This window comes from Alteromonas sp. ALT199, from assembly GCF_018619335.1.
GTDB lineage: Bacteria > Pseudomonadota > Gammaproteobacteria > Enterobacterales > Alteromonadaceae > Alteromonas.
This window is the reverse complement of record NZ_JAHHDX010000094.1, coordinates 1-3,620: the sequence shown is the minus strand read 5'-3', so window position 1 is coordinate 3,620 and position 3,620 is coordinate 1. Positions and strand designations below refer to the sequence as shown.

Genomic DNA, 3,620 nt, shown 5'->3' with positions numbered 1-3,620 from the left:
ATAACCCCGCTTTTATTCATCGCAAAAAATTGATTTACCCCATTTCTGGTAATTAGAATGCGCGCCCTCTTAGACATAAGTATAAATTCAAAACAGATTGGTTAAATAAGGCTTGCCTAAATTTTGGGCCTTATCCAACAACAAGCATGTAAATCCAATTCACTAGGAACACACCATGAAAAATATTGCAACTGCCGTACGGTTCGCTCTTGCAGGGAGCGTCGCTTTGACCTCAGGCAACGTTTTGGCGCAAGACTCTGCAACTGACAGCGCCGACGTTGAAAAAATTCAAGTTACAGGCTCACGTATTTCTCGTCAGGGCGCGATTGCCCCTTCGCCAGTTACCGCTATTTCTGGCGAGTCGCTACTAAACTCAGGCGCGATGAACATTGGTGAGGTGCTTAACGAACTGCCTTCACTTGCCAATACGTTCTCACTGGGTAATTCAGGACAATTCATCGGTACTGCAGGTCTAAACATACTAGATCTTCGCGGTATGGGTACAGATCGTACGCTTGTATTAGTTGACGGTAAGCGTCACGTATCTTCATCTGCAGGAACCGCCGCAGTTGATACTAATACCATTCCAACCTCATGGATTGAGCGCGTAGAGATTGTAACGGGTGGAGCCTCTGCCGTTTACGGTGCTGACGCAGTTACTGGTGTGGTTAACTTCATTCTTAAAAAGAACATTGAAGGCTTCGACATTAGTGCAACACAAGGTTTTGCGCAGGAAAATGGTTATAAAAACGATAAGTACCAAGCGTCTTACGGTTTTAACTTCGACAACGACCGCGGTAATATCGCTGTTGCAGCTGAATACAGTTCACAAGAGTCGCTAGATGCCCTAGACAACCCTTGGACTGCCACGTCTTACCGCAATATGAGCTTTGAAAGCATCATGGGTTACGAGCGCAGTGAAGAGCAGCTAGACTCAACCGCCTACCCGGATGATATTTACACTGCTAACGCTGGTTATTACGTGTTAAATAATGCAGGTGTATTTGGCGGCGGTACAAAAACCTTCAATTCAGACGGTTCAATTAAAGACATCTATATTGGCGATCAGGTCGATGGCGTTTTTTGCGCTAATTGTGACTCTTTTAACCTTCGCCAGTTCACGCAATTACAGCCTGAGTTTGATCGTACTAACCTAAACGTTAAAGGTAATTACGAGCTTAACGACGACACGACAGTATACGCACAGGCTAAGTACGCGCGTACTCGCGCTATCTCTATGGCCCAGCCAGCGTTTTTCTTCTATAGCGATGAGACAACTATAACGCGCGACAATGCATTTTTAGACGACAGTGTTACTGAGTACATGGACGCAAACGGCCTTGAAAGCATTGAACTTAATCGCATGATGACCGACTTAGGTCGTCGTACAGAAGCTGATGAGCGCGAGACTTATCGTTACGTATTAGGTGTTGAAGGCTACATCGGTGATGAGTGGAACTACGAAGCGTTTGTAAACTACGGTAAAACTGAGTTAGAGCGTGAGAACCGCAACAACCTTATTCTGCAAAATTTCTATAACGCAATAGACGCTATTGAAGATGACAATGGCAACATTGTTTGTGCATCAGGCAGCGAAGATGGCTGTGTACCCCTTAACATTATGGGTTATGGTCAGCCTTCACAAGATGCGATCAACTATGTTAACACCACTTCTGTAGGTACTAGCAAAATTGAGCAGTATAATGCAGGCGCAACAATCGCGAACTCAGGTATTTATGAGTTACCAGCGGGCTATGTCGGTTTTGCCGCAGGTGTAGAATATCGCAAAGAGAAGAGCGAAATTGATGAGCCTGAAAATGCTGCAGGTACCTTCTTCAATGCGCTAGGTGAAGACAAGGGCGAATACGACGTATCAGAGGTATTTACTGAAGTTACTGTTCCGCTACTTGAAGGCCTTCCTGGCGTAGATATGCTAACGTTCGACACAGCGGCACGTATTGCTAATTATTCATCTATCGGCAACGCAAAAAGCTGGAAGCTTGGCTTAGATTGGCAGGTTTTCGAAGACTTACGCGTAAGAGCAACTAAGTCATCTGCTCTTCGTGCGCCTAACATCAGCGAACTTTACGGTGAAGCAAGTCAAACTTTCTTCAGCGTTGATGACCCATGCCGTACAGACAATCTAAGTGACCTAGCTAACGCGGAACAACGCATTGCTAATTGTGGAGCACTAGGTGTTCCAGCAGACTTCAATTCTGACTACGACTCGGCAACGTTGGAAGGCGTAAACGGCGGTAACATCGACCTTCAAGCAGAACAGTCAATCTCTAAGACCGTAGGTTTTGTGTATACACCGGGGTGGTTTGAAGGCTTTACAGCGACAGTCGACTACTGGGAAATTGAACTTACCGATGCAATCACCAACATAGACGGTCAAACGATTCTTGACCGTTGTGTAGACTCTGAAACAGGCATCAATAACCCATACTGTGGCCTTATCGACCGTGATTCAGAGACAGGCGAAATTACCCAAATTCGCAGCTACGCACTGAACATTGCTGGTCAAGAAGCAAAAGGTGTAGATTTCGAATTAGGTTACGACTTTGATGCACTTGAAGGTGCATTCCGTACAAGCTTAATTGCGACTTACCTAAAAGATCGTAAAGAGTTTCCATTCCAAGACAACCCAGAGCTATTTTATCAAAACGCTGGCACTGCTGGTGAGTCAGACTGGCAAGGCGTATTCACGGTTAACTACAGCCGTGGCGATTGGGAAGCAAGCTGGAAAACGCGCTATATTGAGCGCGCAAGCCTTTACGACAATCAAGAGCTAGCACGTAACCCTAACCCAAGTAATCGTATGGACCTACCTTCATACGCAGTAACTGATGTAACTGCGGGTTACAACTTTAAAAATGGTGTCAGCCTAACCGTAGGTATTGATAACCTGTTTAACCGCGCGCTACCTACTGGGACAACCGGCACTGGCTCAACAGACGGTGCATACGATAACATTGGCCGTTTTGGTTATGTTACCGTAGCATACAAAATGTAATATACGCTTTATAAAGTAGTGAACAAAAACCGGCGTATCAGCGCCGGTTTTTTTTACGCATGTCACACGCCACTTTTGTTAACAAGCTTATAAACCCTTCATGATTCACTTCATTTGAATATAAGACACGATGCACTTGAGCCAGAGTTGTAGTTAACGGCAAAGTCGCTTCAGCTAAAATCAAGTTGGCTTTACTAAATTGCGGTGCCTCATTTATTCCAAGTAATGACCCGACCTACCTTCTACACTCTTCTTTCTGCAAAGTCTTGATGTCTTTTATCAGGTATTGAACGGACGCGGCATTCAAGCCGTTATAAATTCCCCGAACATGCTTTTTCATCAATAAATAACAGGCTTTCTCACAACTGACTACCTCAGCATCTGTAAATTTTATTAGTTTGTAGCTTTAAGATACTGAACGTTTGTGCAGAGAATGTGCAGAAAGCGCACAATTAGTAATGAAAATAGCTAGGTTAAAATTGCGATGGCGCTAATTAAAAACATTTGTGGTGTAGAGTTTATTAGTATATCGCTAAATAGGTTGGCTGAATCACAAAGTGGTCAGCGTTGATCCATATTATTTCAATGAAATACTAAATACATC

Annotated in this window: 1 protein-coding gene; it reads left to right on the top strand. The window is 44.2% G+C overall.

The features are described from left to right. Positions 1-175 precede the first annotated feature (175 nt). Positions 176-3,016, top strand: coding sequence for a TonB-dependent receptor domain-containing protein (locus tag KL866_RS10790; protein ID WP_214994988.1), 2,841 nt, complete (start codon positions 176-178; stop codon positions 3,014-3,016). The last annotated feature ends 604 nt before the right edge of the window (positions 3,017-3,620 follow it).